A 17909-nucleotide genomic window follows, 5' to 3' on the forward strand; every position below is an offset into this window, starting at 1 on the left:
ATTAGTGTTCGGTAAAGGTTGTGATAGTCATGGTTTGGTTATGCAGTTCGCAGTTTGACCCTTTATTAAGGGGTGATAATTCTCCATAGGAATAAAAGCCTGCCATAGATGTTTTATTGCCGAAAATATGTTTAGCTGCCATTAATTCTTCATCTGTACGTTCATTAAGCACCAGCTTGCGACCTACACAACTAACCAATATAGCCAGGTCGGCTTGTTCAGGACTTGTTATGGCATCAGAAGCAGCCGATGATGAAGCGCCGATCAGTTTTTCAAAATTGGCTTTCATCAGGCGTACTTTGCTGCCTTCGGGCAAATTGCCGGCAAAGGTCATTGATTTCTCAACTTCGTTAACGCTCAATATTGTACGCACCAGTTTTTTGTCCGAACCTTCGATACTCAATGATAAAGGGAACAATAGGGCTGAGCCAGGCAGTTCTTTGGCATACTCGCCTAAATATTCTTTGTAAAGATCAAGTGCGCTTTTTTCATCTATCTCAAAAAGTACATTTTTATCCGAACGGGTGATTGTGCGCTGTGGCCCAAACTCTTCCCAGCCCCCGCTTGAACCATGGCTGATGTGCAGATTTTCGCCATAAAAGCCGATAGCTATAACATTACCCTGCGCAGGAATATCATTGAGACTGGTAAAGGTGCTGCTGAATCGCGCTGCGTCACCTGCCAAACCGCCGGTTACCGGAACTTTATCCGGGTTATCGCGGTTAAAGCCGTCAACCAGTTCGCTTCCATTTATAAAAGTGCCGTCGGATATAATAAATACACAGTTTAGCCCTTTTTTATCCAGCTGTGCCATCAGGAAGGCACCTGTTTCGGCGCTGTTAGCCTGTTTGTTGACGTGAGTAGAGGTACAGGCAATGGTTGATTTTTCCAGTTCGACAGCGGTCACCACTATACTGTCATCATACACATCGCTTCCTATGATCTCGCCCGAAGTAGAAGCGAACACAATATTTGCGTTAGGATAGTCCGCCTTAAGATAATTATAGATCGCAGGATCAGTGATCAGCTGCGGTGCACCGAAAGCAAGTACCAATTGGCATTTTTCGGCGGTAAATTCGGGATCGGCGAAGTAGTTTACCCAGCTATTGTTTACAAAATGATGCTGCCTTATCCTCATAATGATTTCAGGTTAATAACACGGCTACGCTACACGTGAAGTTAATAAAATACAAAGCAATAATTGGTTAAAATACGAAACTATAAAACGGTTTGTTGTTTACCGAAAAATCGTTAATTATTAATAGTAGAGTTTGTGTTTCAATAGTTTAAATGGCCTTTAATATGGCGCACTTAATCTTATACGTATTAATAATTGGAAGGTTTTAAGCAGGGGAAGCAGTACGTAATAATTGTGGATGTTGAGGAAATACTATATATCAAATTTCAATTTCTCCAGATCCTCAGGCACATCAACAGCATGAGTTTCCAGCTCGGTTTCGGCTACTTTGATGCGGTAGCCGTTGTCGATCCAGCGAAGTTGTTCCAGGCTTTCGGCTTTTTCAAGCGGTGATACCGGCAGCAATGTTATTTGCTGCAACACATCGGCACGGTAACCGTAAATGCCTATATGTTTATAAAAAATATGAAATTCGAGCCAATTCTCAGGCTCTTGCCCACGGATGTGGGGTAGGGTAGCGCGTGAAAAATAAATAGCTTCAGATAGTTTGTTGATCACCACCTTGGGGGAGTTGGTATTATGCAGTTCCTGGTCGGTCAGGATCCTTTTTATAAGGGTAGCCAGCTGCGTATCAGGGTCGTTAAAGCAGGCTGTTAATTTGGTGATCTGTTCAGGATCAATAAAGGGCTCATCGCCCTGGATATTGATGATCACATCATACCCGGGATGCAGGCGGGCAACTTCGGCACAGCGATCGGTACCGCTTTGGTGATTGGAACCTGTCATCACCGCAACGCCGCCAAAGCCGGTTACATGCTTGAAAATGCGGTCGTCATCAGTAGCTACGATAACCTCGTTTAAGCTTTGGCATTTTTTAGCCTGCTCGTATACACGCTGGATCATAGTTTTACCGCCGATATCAACCAATGGTTTACCGGGAAAACGTGACGACGCGTAGCGGGCGGGGATGATGCCTAAGATTTTCATTGCGTGATTTTAAAACAGCCCGTTAATCTCCCGCTCAATCAGGTTTACGATGGTAGCCATATCCTCGGTATTGTTTGCAAAATCAAGGTTATCCTTATCCAGGATCAGCAGTTTGCCGAGTTTGTAGTTGCTAATCCATTTATCATACTTTTCATTCAGTTTGGAAAGATAATCTAAACGGATGCCTATTTCATACTCACGGCCACGGCGCTGGATATTGCTCACCAGCGTAGGTACCGAAGCTTTAAGATAAACGAGCAGATCGGGCGGTTTAATAAACTCGGTTATATTCTGGAAAATTGATTCGTAGTTTTCATAATCGCGGGTGGTCATGAGGCCCATATCATGCAGGTTTTCGGCAAAAATATAGGCATCTTCATAAATGGTGCGGTCCTGTATGATATTATGGCCGCTTTTCTGAATATCAATGATCTGGCGGTAACGGCTGTTCAGGAAGTAGATCTGCAGGTTAAAGCTCCAGCGTTTCATATCGCTGTAAAAGTCCTCAAGGTAAGGATTGTTGTCTACAGCTTCATACAATGGGTCCCACCCGTAGTTTTTGGCCAGCATCTCGGTGAGGGTAGTTTTTCCGGCGCCTATATTTCCTACAATAGCTAAATGCATGCGTTTTGATTAGTTGTCTGAATCAGAATTTTCCTAATTTACAGAATTAGCAGAATTAAAAAAGGCTTCAACAAAAATTCTGACAATTCTTAACTTCTGTAAATCCTGATCAAAATTTCCTGAAGCCGATGATCTCTCTAACTTCTCTTATTGTTTTTGATGCGCTTTCGCGGGCCTTTTCGGCACCCATTTCGGCTACTTTACGCAGATAATCGGCATCGTTGGCAATGGCATTGATCCGGTCGCGGATAGGAGCGGTGGCCAGCACCATATCTTCGGCAAGTTGTTTTTTCAGATCGCCATAGCGGATGGCCATTTTATTATATAAGCCGTCAAAATGGGCAAGTGTATCAGGTGTTGATACTACTTTCATCAAATCAAACAGGTTTTGGATCTCCTGTGGTTTCTGCTGGTTTTCAACAGTCGGGCCGCCGTCGGTTACTGCGCGCATTACTTTTTTACGGATAGCCTCCGGGGTATCGCCTAAAAATATGGCATTGCCTTCGCCTTCTGATTTGCCCATTTTTCCCTTGCCATCTAAGCCGGGAATTTTTACAAGGCTTTCGCCAAAGCTAAATGCAAAAGGCTCGGGGAAATAATCATGATTGTACAGTCTGTTAAAACGGTTACCAAAAGTGCGGGCCATTTCAAGGTGTTGCTCCTGATCTTTACCAACAGGCACTTTTACGGCTTTATGGATAATGATATCGGCAGCCATTAATACAGGGTAGGTTAGCAAACCGGCATTAACGTTTTCTGGACTGGCACGCACTTTATCTTTAAAAGATGTGGCACGTTCCAGTTCGCCCAGGTAAGCGTTCATGTTCAGGTACAGGTATAATTCGGTAACCTCCGGAACGTCAGATTGTACGTATATCGTAGCCTTTTCAGGGTCGATACCTGCGGCTAAATATTCTATCAGCACCTGTTTTACATTGCCATGTAAATTAGCAGGTGTAGGGTGTGTAGTTAACGAGTGGAGGTCGGCAATAAAGAAAAAGCAGTTGTATTCATCCTGCATTTTTATAAAGTTTTGCAACGCTCCGTAATAATTTCCTAAGTGTAAGTTTCCGGTTGACCGGATACCACTAACAACAGTCTCCATAGTGTGGCGAAAGTAAGGAATTTTTCTATTTTTGGTGATGATGAAAATGATATTGAGAAAAGTTCACGTTTATATTTACGTTGTAAGCGTGGCCCTGGGCTACTTTTTATTATGGCCTTTTTTCTATTATTTTTCCCGTAAACCAGATCGCTACCACACACTTAATACATGCAGAAGGATCTGGGGATTAGTAAGTTCGGCCTTTGTAGGTATTTTTTACAAGTTTGAGTATGAGCAGCCGATAGACTGGAGCAAGCCTTATATCATTTGCCCTAATCATAGTTCAAACCTTGACATTTCGGCTATGTGTATCCTGGTTAAAAGCAATTGCTGTTTTATGGGTAAACAGGAGCTTGAGGACGGCCTGGTAACCGGTCTTTTTTTCCGTACGGTGGATATCCCTGTTAACCGCGACAGTAAAATGTCATCATTCCGGGCGTTTAAAAAAGCATCCGAAAAATTACAGGAAGGTATATCCCTCATCATTTTTCCTGAAGGGGGGATTTCAGATCATTATCCGCCTCAGCTTTGCCAGTTTAAAAACGGCCCTTTCAGGCTGGCCATTGAGTTGAAAATACCCATTATCCCGGTATCATCGGCAAATACCTGGCAGATTCTTTGGGACACCGGCACTAAACACGGCAGCAGGCCGGGCCTGTGTAAATTTAAAGTGCATAAGCCTGTTGAAACCGCTCACCGGGTAATTGATGACGCCGACGCTTTGCGGGATGAAATATTTGAAATTATAAACAATGATTTAAAGCCTGAAAACTTTGTTTCAACTTTCGCTTAGTCAATTATATGGCAGCAGACCGGGAATTTGTGATATATTTGTACATAAACCCATTGAAACGGCCCGGTTAACTTTTGTTGAAGCCGGTGCTTAACTCAATATGGCTTACCATTTTATAAAGAAAAAATTACAACAGGCATGACCATCGACAAAGAAACCGTTGAAAAAGTAGCCCACCTGGCCCGCCTTGAACTTACCGAAACCGAAGTGCAGGATACCATGAAGGATATGAGCAAGATCCTTGATTTTATGGCTAAATTGAACGAGGTAGATACAACGGGTGTTGAACCGTTGGTTTATATGACTACCGGGGCTAACGTGCTGCGTGAGGATGTGGTTAAACAACAAATTACTCACGAAGAAGCTTTGGAAAATGCCCCTAAACATGATGATGATTACTTTTTAGTAGCGAAAGTTATTGAGAAGTAAGGGTTTTTGAGTCCGAAAGTCGGAAAAGTCCGAAAGTCGGAAAGCGCGAAAGAATGGGAACTAAAAAACTTACGGACTTGCGGACATCGGACTTACGGACTTGGTTCGACTAAAAATAAAAACCGCTGTAACATTAGGCACCCTTGTGCAGTCCAAACAAAAAATAATTCATGGAGCCAACAAATACTGCCAAACCGTTAATTACTATAAAAGATATCGGGCGTAAATATGTAATAGGTGCCGAGGTGATCCACGCACTTAAATCTGTTTCGCTTTCCATTAACAAAGGCGAGTTTGTTGCTTTGATGGGTCCATCTGGTTCGGGCAAATCAACTCTGATGAATATTTTAGGCTGTTTGGATACGCCAACCAAAGGACAGTATATCCTTAACGGGATAGACGTAAGCCACATGACAGATAGTGAACTTGCCGAAGTGCGTAACTCGGAGATCGGCTTCGTATTCCAGACGTTTAACCTGCTGCCACGTAATACTGCGTTGGATAATGTGGCACTGCCACTTATTTATGCGGGTATCAATAAAGAAAAACGCATGGAGCGCGCCTCTAACGCTCTTAAAAACGTAGGGCTCGGTAATCGTATGGATCACAAACCAAACGAACTTTCGGGTGGTCAAAGGCAGCGTGTGGCTGTAGCCAGGGCGCTGATTAATGATCCGTCTATCATACTTGCCGATGAGCCGACAGGTAACCTGGATACCAAAACCTCTATCGAGATCATGGGCCTTATTGAAGATATCCACGCCAAAGGCAATACCATTATATTGGTAACGCACGAGGAGGATATTGCTATGCATGCCCACCGTATAGTACGTATGCGCGACGGTTTGATAGAAAACGACTACGTTAATACCAACGTTCAAACTGTTGATCGTAGGGTAGAGGAGGTTTAAGCCTCGGCCCCAGCCCCTAAAGGGGGAGTTAAGCGCGTTTCCTTAACTGTTATAAATATTTTCATTTACGCTCCGTGAATCGTGAAACAATTACAGACAGGCAGCTTTTACGGACAAACCAACCAAATAACACATTTACAGGGTATCACTATAACCGATACCGAATACACTCTTGATAAGGTGGACTGGCATTACCATGAAAATGCCTACTTCACTTTTATACTGGCCGGTAATGTTATAGAAGGCAATAAAAAGGAAGTTTATCATTGCCCGGCTGGCAGTTTGCTGTTTCATAACTGGCATGACCCGCATTATAACATCAAGCCCAACGGTTTTACTCGCGGCTTTCATATCGAGTTACAAAAACACTGGTTTGATGCGCTGGAGTTAAAGCAGGATAAACTGGAAGGCAGTTTTGCAGTTGGTGATCCAGACGTCAAATTTCTTTTGTACCGGATCTTTAAAGAATCAAAGTTCTGCGACGAATTGACCGGGATAGCTGTAGAGTCATTATTACTGCAAACGCTCAATAAAATGCAGTTAAATAATATTGGCGCGTCAAGGCAAATACCTTTATGGGTAGGCAGGCTAAAAGAATTGCTGGCCGATGATTCTGCCGCGAAGCATACACTTGCCCAACTTTCAGGGGTATTGCAAATTCACCCGGTTCACCTATCGCGCGATTTCTCCAAATATTTCAATTGTACCATAGGTGAATACATCCGCAAGCTCAGGGTTGAAAAGTCGTTTGCGTTGCTGGCAAATGAAGATTTGTCTTTAACCGATATTGCCTTTACCTGCGGATTTGCCGATCAAAGCCATTTTTTACGCTGCTTCAGGCAATTTGGCGGAAGCAATCCATCGGCATATCGCAAGCTTTTATTGAGGGCATGTTAATCCTGTTCTATTTTAAATGTGTTTATTGAGGCAGATTTGTAAAATCTAAACAAATAAAAATGAAACGTTATTTACTAATACTCTCCATCATAATTGCAGCTACCTGTAAAATATACGCGCAAGAAGGCAATATAATAGAACCGGAACCTATTACTTCGGCTTTTCAAAAAGCCAATATTGGCAAAGTTGTTTTTGAGGCAGATACCATTCCGCTTGAAAAGTTGCAACAAACCGATCTGTTAACGGGCTATGAGGCCAAACCTGCCAATAATTTGTACATGCGGCTTTTGCTGGCTAATTCATTAACCAATTATCAACATAGCTTGCAGCCATCATTAAGTGTTGAACAATTAAATCAGGGTAATTTTCAGTTTACTTTTTATGTAGATGGCAAACAGGTTTACCAGGAAAACCTGCATAAAGGGGCTAATTTGCCGAATGTAAAAAATACAAAGACCACCATCTTTGTCCCGCTCATTAGCAACCGGGGAGAGGATTCATGGGGGCGTTCTTTGTGGGGCCGGTTTATAAATCGTGGTGGTGACGATGCGCTTACAACCGGCACACATCAGTTAAAAATTGAAGTAAGGCCTTATGTTGTTGTTCCCGATATGAAAGTTGGTGAGCTGATAGCGCAGGGCGAGATCAGGTTTACCATACCGGCAATTGATCCAAAGGATGCTGAACTTCAACCGATAAAACCAGGGAGCGGCTGGCAGGTATTAAAAGAAGGCTTCGATACAAAGAAAATCATGGAGATGAATGCGCTTATTGCCGGTAACAGGTTTAAGCAGATCACCAGCGTGGTGGTGATCAAAAACGGTAAGCTGCTCATTGAGGAGTATTTTAACGGAAGTGCCCGCGACTCATTGCATAATCCGCGTTCGGTGGGTAAAACATTTGCTTCGACTATGATGGGTATTGCTATTCATGATGGATACATTAAAAGCGTTGATCAAACCTTAAAGGAGTTTTATGATCTTAAAAAGTTCAGCAACTACTCGCCCCAAAAAGAGAATGTAACGCTGAAAAGCCTGCTTACCATGAGCTCAGTTTTTGATGCGGATGATAACAAAAGCGACTCACCCGGTAACGAGGAAAATATGTACCCTACCGATGATTGGGTTAAATTCACGCTTGATCTTAAAACTGACAGCAATAAAAGCGCAGGCAAGCAATGGAACTATTTTACGGCCGGCGTGGTGGTGTTGGGAGATATCCTGAATAAATCGGTACCCCGCGGACTTGATAAATATTCGGCCGAAAAGCTTTTTAAGCCCTTAGGCATCAGTAATTATCGCTGGCAATATACCCCGCAAAATGTACCTAACACAGCGGGAGGCCTGCAAATGCGCTCCCTTGATTACGCCAAATTCGGCCAGTTATATAAAAATGGCGGCTTGTGGAATGGCAAGCAGGTACTGCCGCAAAGCTGGGTGAAGGAATCATTCGCTAAACACCTTACATTGCCAAAAGATGTGGTAGGCGAGGGCTTTTACGGTTATCTGTTCTGGAATAAAACCTATACGGTAAACAACAAAGCTTACGAAACCTATTATTGCTCGGGCAATGGCGGCAACAAGATCTTTGTTTTTACCGATCAGCCGCTGGTGGTTATTATAACTGCCAAAGCTTACAATACACCGTACGCGCACCCTCAGGTGGATAAAATGATGCGGGATTATATTTTACCGGCGGTGCTGAAGTGATTAATGTAGAGACGCATCACATGCGTCTCCAAATATGCAGATCGAAATTGCATTGCGGCAGACGCATGTGATGCGTCTCTACATAAAAAAACTATTTTATCTCCTGTTGATTTAACTTTCCATTATCAACCCACCACCAATACCATTTGCCACCGGTGGCTTTCCTTTGCTTAAAATGAGCGATATCAAAACTGCCGCTGCCTTCGGGCAAGCCCTGAATTTCATAAACCTTAATTGCCTGATTTTTCCTGTTCCACGTTAATGGTTTGCCGGGTTCGCAGGTTTCAGGCGTTTTTTGGGCATTGGTAAGTAGAAAATACGCTTTGCTGGTGCCGATTATGGTTGCCTGGCCATTTTCATCCATACAAACAGCAGTGCGTTCGTCTGCAGCTATGCCGTTGGCATAAATGTTCCAGTTTTTAATGATACGGCTTAAAAAGGTAACGTGCCGGCCTTGCCTGTTGCGGGTAAGGTAATGCTGATCGGTAATTACATTTTTAAGGTAGGGTGACTGTAAAAAGTCGTTATTGTAAACTTTTACCAGCGGGTTGTAAGGATCATTGAGCGCTTCGTCGGCGGTAATACTGCCATCTTCGCCGCTATAATAAAACCCGCCTAAAATAGCGCAGCCCGCGCTGGTGCCGCCAACGGGGGCGTGTTTGACGTTGAGCAGGTAATTAATAGCATCAAGCGTTTTGGTGCCGCGCCAATATTTCATATAGTTGGACTGATCGCCGCCCGCAATAAACAGCATTTCGGCATTACGGATAATGTTGGCTACTGTATCATTATTGGCCAGCTCACGCGAATCTATCTTGAGTGTTTCAACTGAATTTACCTTACCTGATCCCAAAATATAAGGATTGTAAGCATCAGTGCCCGAGACGCGGATCACCACTACATCACCGCCACCGCTACGGTTTATCATCCATTTAAAAGCATTATCAACATCTTTGCCGCCGCCAATCATAGCTATGCCGCCTTTAACCGGGGTGTTTACATCAGCTGTATCGCCGATGATACCGATGGATGCCGGGCGGTGCGGGATATATTTATCCGCCTTAATTGTATCAGTTTTGTTTTGTGCCGATGATGTAAAACCTAAAGCTATAAGCCAAAATAATATTGCTATTGATTTCATAAGGCTATTCAATTTTAAACAAAATACAAAATTATTCCGTCTGCCATCGAAATAGTAAAAATCAGGATTTAGGCTGGTAATAGTTAATAGTTTTTTATTTAGAAGTGTTTTTCAAAATGTAAAAAAGTGGTTCACTGATATTGTATTTGAATGGGCCAAAATCAAAGAAAGCATTTCCGATAAGCAGGTCGGATTTCCCATCTTCGTTGATATCACCAGCATCAAGGGTTACTGCACGTTCGAATTTTGTACCGGCAGGAAAAGCGTATGGTTTGAAGTTTAAGTTGCCGGTATTCTTCAGGTATACAAAGCCTTCTTCAGGTTGCCTTGCGTCAGTAAAAAGACTGATCGTTGCGATATCGATATTACCATCGCCATCAAAATCTTTGGCGATAGCTTTATAGCATCCGTTTAGAGGGTAAAAATACCGCTGTTTATAATTCCCTTTTCCGTCGTTTAAGAAAATGTATACACCATGATAGGGTTTTAGTACCAGTGTGGCATTTCCATTATCGCCGCAGGTATAAACGATATCTTTACGACCGTCGTGGTTCATATCAACCATTTCAAAATAGGATGACCCGTAAATCGGCGGAAATCTTAAAATCTCCTTTGATTCAAATTTACCTCCCCCTTTATTTTCAAAACGAAAAATGCCTTCTTCGCCCTGTGCAAAAAGTACATACAAACCCGGTAGTTTGTTGTCCTGGTAATCAATATATGCTTTTATGGCTCCTGGTAAAGTACTTATGACATGTTTTGCAAAAGCGCCATTGCCGAGGTTTTCCATCCAGCAAAGTTCACCCGTAATGCTTCCAAACTCACAAATAACGTAGTCAGTTTTATTATCGTTATTCATATCTGCTGCCAATACTTGAACCGGGCGACCAAGCTTATCAAAAATGGGCCGRGAAGCTAATTGCATTTTACCTTTTGCTGTGATTGCAAGGGGAGTTATAGCACCCAGTTTATCACTGTTTGCTCCCAATTCCTTACCTATAGTGCAGATCATAGTATTGCCATGATCAAAAAGGATATTTACGACAGGTCCGGTAGTAGCCATTGAATCAATGACGTTTAATTGGGCTGATAAAAGATAAAGTTTCTTTGCCTGCCCGTCAGCAACAAAGATCCGGGCGGGTTTAACGCTGTTATCAATTTTTACATAACAGCCCAGTACCTGCTTCCCGTCAAACGATTGCAGCGGTTTTTGGATGGTGAAAAATGGAAGCCCTCTTTTTATTGCCAAAGTCCTGTTTTGTGCAGGTAAAGCAATAGGGGCAGTGTTCATGTAATAATCAATAATATCCTGCCATTGTTCCTCATTTAATAGCGGCTTGTCTGGCACTACCAGATCGTCGCCCTTGATCGTTCCAACGTACGATTGCCCTCTATGAGCTTTAATACCCATGCGTAAACCCATTTGCGGAAATACATTTTTCCACTTAAACCTGTTAAGTAAGGCCGGATCAGGCAGCATATGGCACGAGCGGCAATATTGTTGTGACAATATCTTCCCCTGGGCAATACTTTGCAAGGTTGCTGTAGGAAAATCAGTACGAATATCGGAGCCGGCATCATCCTGTTTATTTTCAGAAACATGCCACAGGGAATAGCCTACCAAAACACTTATGATCAAAACAACTAAACCAACAATTACAACTTTACGATTCTTTGCAGGACGGTAATTATCAGGCTTATTATTCATGAATATTTTAAAATGCGATTAGTATACAAAAGCTAAAAGCCGAATGCACAAAGCTTAAAGCTAAAAAATATTTGTCAGTGTAGGGTGTTATAATATTCTTTTAAACATATAACCCCGGGCATTTGCCCAGGGTTATATTAAGTTCAGGTATTAATTTTAATATCCCGGATTTTGCACCAGTTTTTTATTTTTATCAATTTCTGCCTGTGGAATTGGCATCCAGTTCTGCCGCTCGAAGAAGGTGTTTGTGAAAATTTTAACCGGAGTATATGTAAATCCGGAACCGGCCGCTTCTATCTTCATACCATATTCCGGCGAGGTGAGCACGCCGTTTGGTCCCGTCGTTATCAGCCATCTTCGGATATCAAACCATCGCTTATCCTCAAAAGCAAGCTCAATTCGTCTTTCCCGCCTGATGTAGACGCGCATTTCATCCTTGGTTAAACCAGCTTTTACAGCAGGTAATGATGAACGGGCCCTTACTTTATTAACCGCGTCGTAAACTGACGCGTCCGGCCCTACGGCTTCATTTTGAGCTTCGGCATAACTCAGCAATACTTCGGCATAACGGAAAATAATGTAATTGGCAAAGCTTGGCGCAAGGTTGATACTTGTTTGCCCTGTAATGCTTTCATCAAGTGTTTTGCGGGCGTTGTAACCTGTGTTGGTAATATCGCTTGTGGAGCCAAGATCTATCTGGTTACTGCCGCCTATGCGCGTTTTGAATATATCGCCCTGCCATGAAGAACCATCGTACAGGATTGACTGATAAAAGCGCTGTTCGCGGTGTACATAAGGGGCTTGCGGATTATACCCGGATGCGGCATCGGTAATAGGTAAACCATTGTCCATTGAGTAGTCATCAACAAGGCCCTGTGTAGGGGCAAGGTTACCCCATGATTGTTGAACGCCGTTTACATAAACCGGACCCAGATAACCTTCCCGGTGACTGCCTTTAGCAGGACCGGTAGCGTACCCTCTGGCGAAAATTGTTTCGACATTCCAGTTGTTTGCTGATAAAAACTGATCGGCATAGGAGGTAGGCGAGGCGTTGAACAGGCTATAAGTTCCCATATCCATTACCCCTTTATTGGTAGCTGCTGCTTTACTCCATTTAGTAACATCGTTGGCCGTATTCACCAATGGGCTGGCTGCAAAAAGCTCTACCCAGCCTTTAAGGGTTAAAGCAGCGCCTTTTGTAGCTCTACCGGTTTCTGCCGCTTTTGCAGGTAAAACTGATGCCGCGGCATCACAATCGGCCTCAATAAATGCAACTGTTTCATCAATGGTAGCACGGGCAGTAAAAATGTCACTCCCATCCCGGTTATCAAGTGGTATGGTGATAAGGGGCACACCGCCGTATGCTGTAAATAGCAATGAATAAAAGTAAGCCCTCATATAGGTGACTTCCGCAACACGCTGTTTGTACCAATCGTCGGTATAATTCGCTTTATTTAAAGCAGCCTGCTGCAAAAATATATTGCATTTCCTAATTTTTCCGTAGTTACCTTCCCAATCCCACATGCCRCCAGGACCTGTAGGAACATTGCTTGGCCCTATTGAACCAGCCCTTACAGTAGCTTGTCCATTTTCCCAGGCTGCCCCGCAAAAACTATTGTCTGCATATTGTTCTGTTAATTGGTAGTCGTTGTTAACATCTGGCAGTTGATTGTAAATATCATTCACAAAAAGGTCGGCATGGCTTTGAGAATCAAATGTTGCTGCACCGGTCAGAAATCCTTTGGGCGTTACATTTAAAGAAGAATCTTTTTTACATCCACTAATACTTACAATAAGCAAAGCAAGTAAAAAAAGCTGTCTGTATTTTATAAAAATCTGTTTCATCGCTTTCTTATTTTTAGTTAAAATGTGGCATTTAAACCTAATGAGAATACACGCTGCTGGTAGTAGTTGGTGTTACCTCCACTGTTTTCGGGGTCAATGATCTCTTTTACGTGCGGTAAAGAGTTAATGACATTTTGCCCGGCAATATATATTCTTATTGATTGGATTTTATTGCGTAATAGCTTGTTAGACAGTGTGTAGCCAACTTCAAAACTTTTTAACCGTATGTAGGAGTCGTTTCTGACAAACCACGAAGAAGTTTGCGTGTTATTTGATGTTGGCGTGCCTGTAACCCTTGGGTATAAGGCATTGGGGGTAGAAGGTGTCCAATGATCGTCATATACCAGTTGGGAAGCCGAACCGGATGCATTGAAAGGAAAAGCGAAGTAGTTGCTGATAACAATGTTGCTGTTACCCGAACCCTGGAACAAAACGTCGAGATCAAAGTTTTTAAACGTCAGTCTGGGCTCCAATCCATAAATGATCTCTGGCGTATTTGGATGCCCGATTACCGTTTGGTCATTAGCGTCTATCTTGCCGTCCGGTTTTCCGTCAGGCCCGCTTAAATCGGCGTATTCAATATCACCTGGCTTAACCGGCCCGAAGGAGGGAACCGGTAGCCCGGCTTTGAGCGATCCATCTGTATTAAAATCCGTTGTTTTAAAGTACCCCAACGCTTGATAACCAAATATGGTATTCAATGGTCGGCCTGTTATCCTCCTGTTAGGGTTGTTTGCCGTTGCGCTCGTTTCGTAAACCTGTAATAATTTATTCCTTGCAAATGTAAAAGTACCTGTAACATCTAACCGCAGGTCTTTTGAAAAGCTATGAGAGCTTTGCAGTGTAAGGTCGATACCATGGTTGCTCATGATACCTCCGTTTACAAGTCCGGTTCCAATACCATATTCTCCCGGCAATGTATTTCCGATACCTACGAGCATGTTGGACCGCTTTTCATAAAAATAATCAGCTTCAATGCTTAGTAAGCCTTTCCATAACGTGGCTTCAAACCCGATATCGGTTTTATTGGCTTTTTCCCATGTGATGTTAGGATTGCCCTGTAATGCCTCATTGATGCCTTGTGTTGCACTGCCATTTATAACTGCAGAGTTTGCGTAAGGGTTATACGGGCTTAGATATTGGTAAGTAAGAATCGTGTTTCCAGACCTTGGGTAGGCTCCTGATTGACCCCATGATGCCCTGAGTTTCAGGTTATCGATCCACGTAAAATTATCTTTGATGAATTTTTCTTCAGATAAGCGCCAACCGGCTGAAAATGCCGGAAAAAAGCCGTATCGGTGCCCCGGGGCAAATAAATAACTTCCGTCATAGCGGCCTGCTGCTTCAAACAGGTATTTTTTGTCGTAGGTATAACCTACCCTGTAAACGTAGCCAATTTGCTTTTGTCCGTTTGAGTAACCGCCATTAGTTGCATCGGCTGCTGCCGGGCCACCATAATTCAATTCATCAATATCAAGATTATAGTTAAACTTGGTGGCTCCAAATGTTTGATACTTTACCCGGCGGCTTTCAAAAACGGCCAAAGCGGTAATATCACTTTTACCAAAAGAGCCCGAATAGGATAACAAGCCCTGAACGGTTAGTGAGTGGTTCTGACTATAATTTTCTGTAAACGTAGCCTTTGAATTTCCTTGTATACCTTGTTTATAAGTATAAGGAGTGGTAGTTACATCAACGTTATAGAAAGGTATTGGTGTGGTATAGATCCGTTGAAACGAAGTTATATTTCCAGTAAATAACGGATCAGGCCCATTATCATAACTGATCACACCTTTCAGGCTTAAACCTTTGATCGGAAGCTTTTGATCAATAGTGAATTGTGAAAGCACAGCCGTGTTTTCATTGAATTGATAACCGCTATGATAAATTTCGCCAATAAGTGATTGACCGATATAGCCAGACCATAACCCGTTGCTGTAATAAATAGGAGTTGTTGGTGCCTGGCGCTGAGCCTGCCCAATAATGGTAGCCGCGTTTTGTGACGGAAAGTGCTGGTCTTCCACATAACTATTAACAGAAAGTGATACTATTGTAGTTTTTGTGGCATTTGCAGTTAAGTTTAACGAGCCATTATATTTATCAAGATAGGTTGGGTCCCACATCCCTGCCTGGTGAGTGTATCCTAATGATGCAAAGTATTTGATATCGTCGGTACCGCCTGAAAGGGTTACGTTATTGTAGGTAATTGGGCGGTTTCTCTGAATAATTTGCTGTAACGGATGCCCGTCTGCGTGCCCGTCGGGATCAGAATGGTCTTTGAATTTCTGAATATCGTCTGCTGTATATGCTGCGGGTTGGCCATCATTAGCATTAGCTTCATTACGCAGAAGCGCATATTCGTAAGATCCAACAAAGGTTGGCACTTTGGTTGGGTTTTGAATACCGTAGTAACCGTTATAAGTTAAAGTAGGTTTACCTGATTTGCCCTTTTTTGTAGTAACCAGGATTACGCCATTAGCACCCGCCACACCATATGGAGCAACGGCGGCCGCGTCTTTTAATACAGATATGTTTTCAACAGTATTAGGGTCAAGACGACTAAAATCGCGAGGTACGCCATCAACAATAAGTAATGGGGAGCTGCCACCGGTAGATCCGATACCCCTGATCAGTATATTAGATCCGTCGTAACCCGGTTCTCCGCTACTTTGGGTTATAATTAAACCGGAGGCACGCCCAACCAGGCTGTTGGTTAAATTAACTACCGGTTTTTTAGCAATTTCGGTAGTTTGAATGGTTGATACTGCAGCAGTTGAGGATGTTTTCTTTTGAGTACCATAACCAACAACGATTACCTCGTTCAGGTTCTTTGCGTTCACTTGCAACCTGATGGTTACCGAGGTTTGTCCGTTAAGTGGAAATTCTGTCTGTTCGTAACCTATATAGCTAACTACCAGTACGGCATTAGGATCGGCATTGAGCGTAAAACTACCGTTTACATCGGTAACGGCACCTACGGTGGTTCCTTTGATCTTTACAGAGGCGCCGATAATGGTTTCGCCTGTGGTTTTGTCAATCACCTTTCCTCTAATTGGCGCAGCAGTAGCAGCATGGTGAGGAGATCTTATTATACTAAGCGAGTTAAAGGTAGTTACTGCATAGCTGTTTGTTTGAATTGCCATCAGCAGGATCAGTGACAGAGTTACTGATCCGGATATTTTTCTCAAAAATATTTTACCAGGTAAAAAATATTGCATAATTGGGTTTGATTAAAAATTAAAACTTGGGCATTAGTTAATGCGTCTGGATCTTTGTCCGGTTTCCTTTTTACTTTTTTTGTCTTACCATTAGTTTTTGTTTAGGTTAATAATCAGTTAATAGATGCAGGTAATAATTGTTAAAACAACAGTTTAAATTCAGGGCGAAATTCAAGCAGCGATCTCAAAGAACAAATTTTGCTTCCTATAAACCTGATGTTAATAATCATGGTCCGCGTTTCTTAGAAAGAAAAGAAGCCATATTATTTAGCGCCTCAGGAAGCGACTTTTAATAAATAAAAAAACTGTACAAATAGGCTGCTACAATATTTGCAGCGGTTACAAGAGCGGTCTGTTGCTAATTGGTTATCCCAATTAAGCGTTATTTTTTTGGAAAAAAAGGGGGTAAAGCTGTAAAAAAAAGGGGATAAAATCCATGAAATGCAACATCTTTAAAATTAAACTGTCTTATGTCCCTGTTTTTGGTGAGGAATAATGTATATATGACAATTTAAAGGCAACGAACAACATGTAATAACCCGGCGCTTTAATTTTTCTGATACACCCTTACATAATCAACTTCAAAGCGCTTAGGGAATTTTGTGCCTGATGGGTCTCCGCCGTTATCGCCCCCTATGGCAAGGTTAAGCAATATGTAATGAGGCTGCATGAAAGGATTGAATTGGCTGCCATCCTGGTTAACCAGGTCTTTCAGTTCAACATGGTTAAGTAAAAGATCATCTACATATAAGTTTATAGCGCTTTGATCCCAATCCATGCGCCAGGTGTGAAACTTTTTACTCCAGTTGGCTTTAAAGGTATTCAGCTTTTTGTTATTGCTATACCATTTGGCTTTATAAGGAGCCTCCGTACCACAGGCAATATTGGCCAGAAGCATATTCCGGTAATATTCCATAATGTCTATTTCCCCGTTGGAGGGCCATGGCTTTTCTATGCCTAATGTCCAGAAAGCGGGCCACAGGCCTGCATCGGTACTTATCCGGCCGCGCATAATGAACCTTCCGTATTGGAAACTACGTTTGCCCCTGGTATTAATACTTGATGATGTATAATTTATAAACTGCCTTTTCTGCTTCCAGTTAGTACTGTTAGGCACATATCCCGGATTGGCCAGGTGTACCCTTTGCGCTTCGATGATCAATTTACCACCGCGGCAAATTGCGTTTTGCTCCTGGTACCATTGGTCTTCGTTATTGCGTACAAAGCCCGATTCAAACTTCCAGTTAGCCAGATCGGGAGCCCCATTTTTATTAAACTCATCTGCCCAAACCAATTTATAGCCACCCGATGTATCCTGTTGACATTTACCTGCAAACGGCATAAATAGGAGCAGCAGCGCAATAATTATCTTAGTAATCATAACAAAGGAATAATGGTGGATCT

The 17909-nt window shown here is 42.6% G+C and carries 14 protein-coding genes; 5 read left to right on the forward strand and 9 right to left on the reverse strand.

All coding sequences use genetic code 11. From position 1 onward, the window contains the following. Position 1: 1 nt before the first annotated feature. From AC1DUD_RS29030 to trpS, 4 genes are all read right to left on the reverse strand, one after another. A complete protein-coding gene (locus tag AC1DUD_RS29030) occupies positions 2 to 1138 on the reverse strand; it encodes an FIST signal transduction protein (RefSeq protein WP_477381079.1) in 1137 nt (378 codons plus the stop codon). 252 nt (positions 1139 to 1390) lie between these two features. Further along, complete coding sequence (gene kdsB / locus AC1DUD_RS29035) at positions 1391 to 2125, reverse strand: 3-deoxy-manno-octulosonate cytidylyltransferase (protein WP_477381081.1); 735 nt, start codon at positions 2123 to 2125, stop codon at positions 1391 to 1393. Positions 2126 to 2134: 9 nt separating this feature from the next. Then, positions 2135 to 2749 (reverse strand): deoxynucleoside kinase, encoded by a 615-nt coding sequence (locus AC1DUD_RS29040; RefSeq protein WP_477381083.1) that lies wholly within the window; start codon positions 2747 to 2749, stop codon positions 2135 to 2137. Between the two features lie 109 nt (positions 2750 to 2858). Continuing rightward, entirely contained in the window at positions 2859 to 3854 is a 996-nt protein-coding gene (gene trpS, locus AC1DUD_RS29045) for a tryptophan--tRNA ligase (RefSeq protein ID WP_477381085.1), read from the reverse strand. 46 nt (positions 3855 to 3900) lie between these two features. Here trpS and AC1DUD_RS29050 point away from each other — a divergent pair, with 46 nt between their 5' ends. The 5 genes from AC1DUD_RS29050 (at position 3901) to AC1DUD_RS29070 (ending at position 8593) form a co-directional block, all read left to right on the forward strand. Further along, a complete protein-coding gene (locus tag AC1DUD_RS29050; protein ID WP_477381087.1) occupies positions 3901 to 4647 on the forward strand; it encodes a lysophospholipid acyltransferase family protein in 747 nt (248 codons plus the stop codon). A gap of 138 nt (positions 4648 to 4785) precedes the next feature. Next, entirely contained in the window at positions 4786 to 5076 is a 291-nt protein-coding gene (gatC, locus tag AC1DUD_RS29055) for an Asp-tRNA(Asn)/Glu-tRNA(Gln) amidotransferase subunit GatC (RefSeq protein WP_121227576.1), read from the forward strand. A 170-nt stretch (positions 5077 to 5246) separates the two neighbouring features. Continuing rightward, positions 5247 to 5987, forward strand: a complete 741-nt coding sequence (locus AC1DUD_RS29060; protein ID WP_477381090.1) for an ABC transporter ATP-binding protein — start codon at positions 5247 to 5249, stop codon at positions 5985 to 5987. Between the two features lie 81 nt (positions 5988 to 6068). Next, complete coding sequence (locus AC1DUD_RS29065; protein WP_477381092.1) at positions 6069 to 6884, forward strand: helix-turn-helix domain-containing protein; 816 nt, start codon at positions 6069 to 6071, stop codon at positions 6882 to 6884. A 59-nt stretch (positions 6885 to 6943) separates the two neighbouring features. After that, the gene (locus AC1DUD_RS29070) at positions 6944 to 8593 is read left to right on the forward strand and encodes a serine hydrolase domain-containing protein (protein ID WP_477381094.1); all 1650 of its coding nucleotides are present in this window, start codon (positions 6944 to 6946) and stop codon (positions 8591 to 8593) included. Positions 8594 to 8684: 91 nt separating this feature from the next. On the opposite strand, the gene AC1DUD_RS29075 is transcribed toward AC1DUD_RS29070, so the two are convergent. From AC1DUD_RS29075 to AC1DUD_RS29095, 5 genes are all read right to left on the reverse strand, one after another. After that, positions 8685 to 9734 (reverse strand): cyanophycinase, encoded by a 1050-nt coding sequence (locus AC1DUD_RS29075; RefSeq protein WP_477381097.1) that lies wholly within the window; start codon positions 9732 to 9734, stop codon positions 8685 to 8687. A 94-nt stretch (positions 9735 to 9828) separates the two neighbouring features. Continuing rightward, on the reverse strand, positions 9829 to 11442 hold the full coding sequence (locus AC1DUD_RS29080) for an FG-GAP repeat domain-containing protein (RefSeq protein ID WP_477381099.1): 1614 nt from the start codon (positions 11440 to 11442) through the stop codon (positions 9829 to 9831). A 156-nt stretch (positions 11443 to 11598) separates the two neighbouring features. Next, a complete protein-coding gene (locus AC1DUD_RS29085) occupies positions 11599 to 13287 on the reverse strand; it encodes a RagB/SusD family nutrient uptake outer membrane protein (RefSeq protein WP_477381101.1) in 1689 nt (562 codons plus the stop codon). A gap of 17 nt (positions 13288 to 13304) precedes the next feature. After that, positions 13305 to 16505 carry a SusC/RagA family TonB-linked outer membrane protein gene (locus tag AC1DUD_RS29090; protein ID WP_477381103.1) on the reverse strand — a complete coding sequence of 1067 codons (3201 nt, stop codon included), beginning with the start codon at positions 16503 to 16505 and terminating at the stop codon, positions 13305 to 13307. A gap of 547 nt (positions 16506 to 17052) precedes the next feature. Continuing rightward, on the reverse strand, positions 17053 to 17886 hold the full coding sequence (locus AC1DUD_RS29095) for a glycoside hydrolase family 16 protein (protein ID WP_477381106.1): 834 nt from the start codon (positions 17884 to 17886) through the stop codon (positions 17053 to 17055). Positions 17887 to 17909 lie beyond the last annotated feature (23 nt).

This window comes from Mucilaginibacter sp. P4_A11, assembly GCF_056402535.1.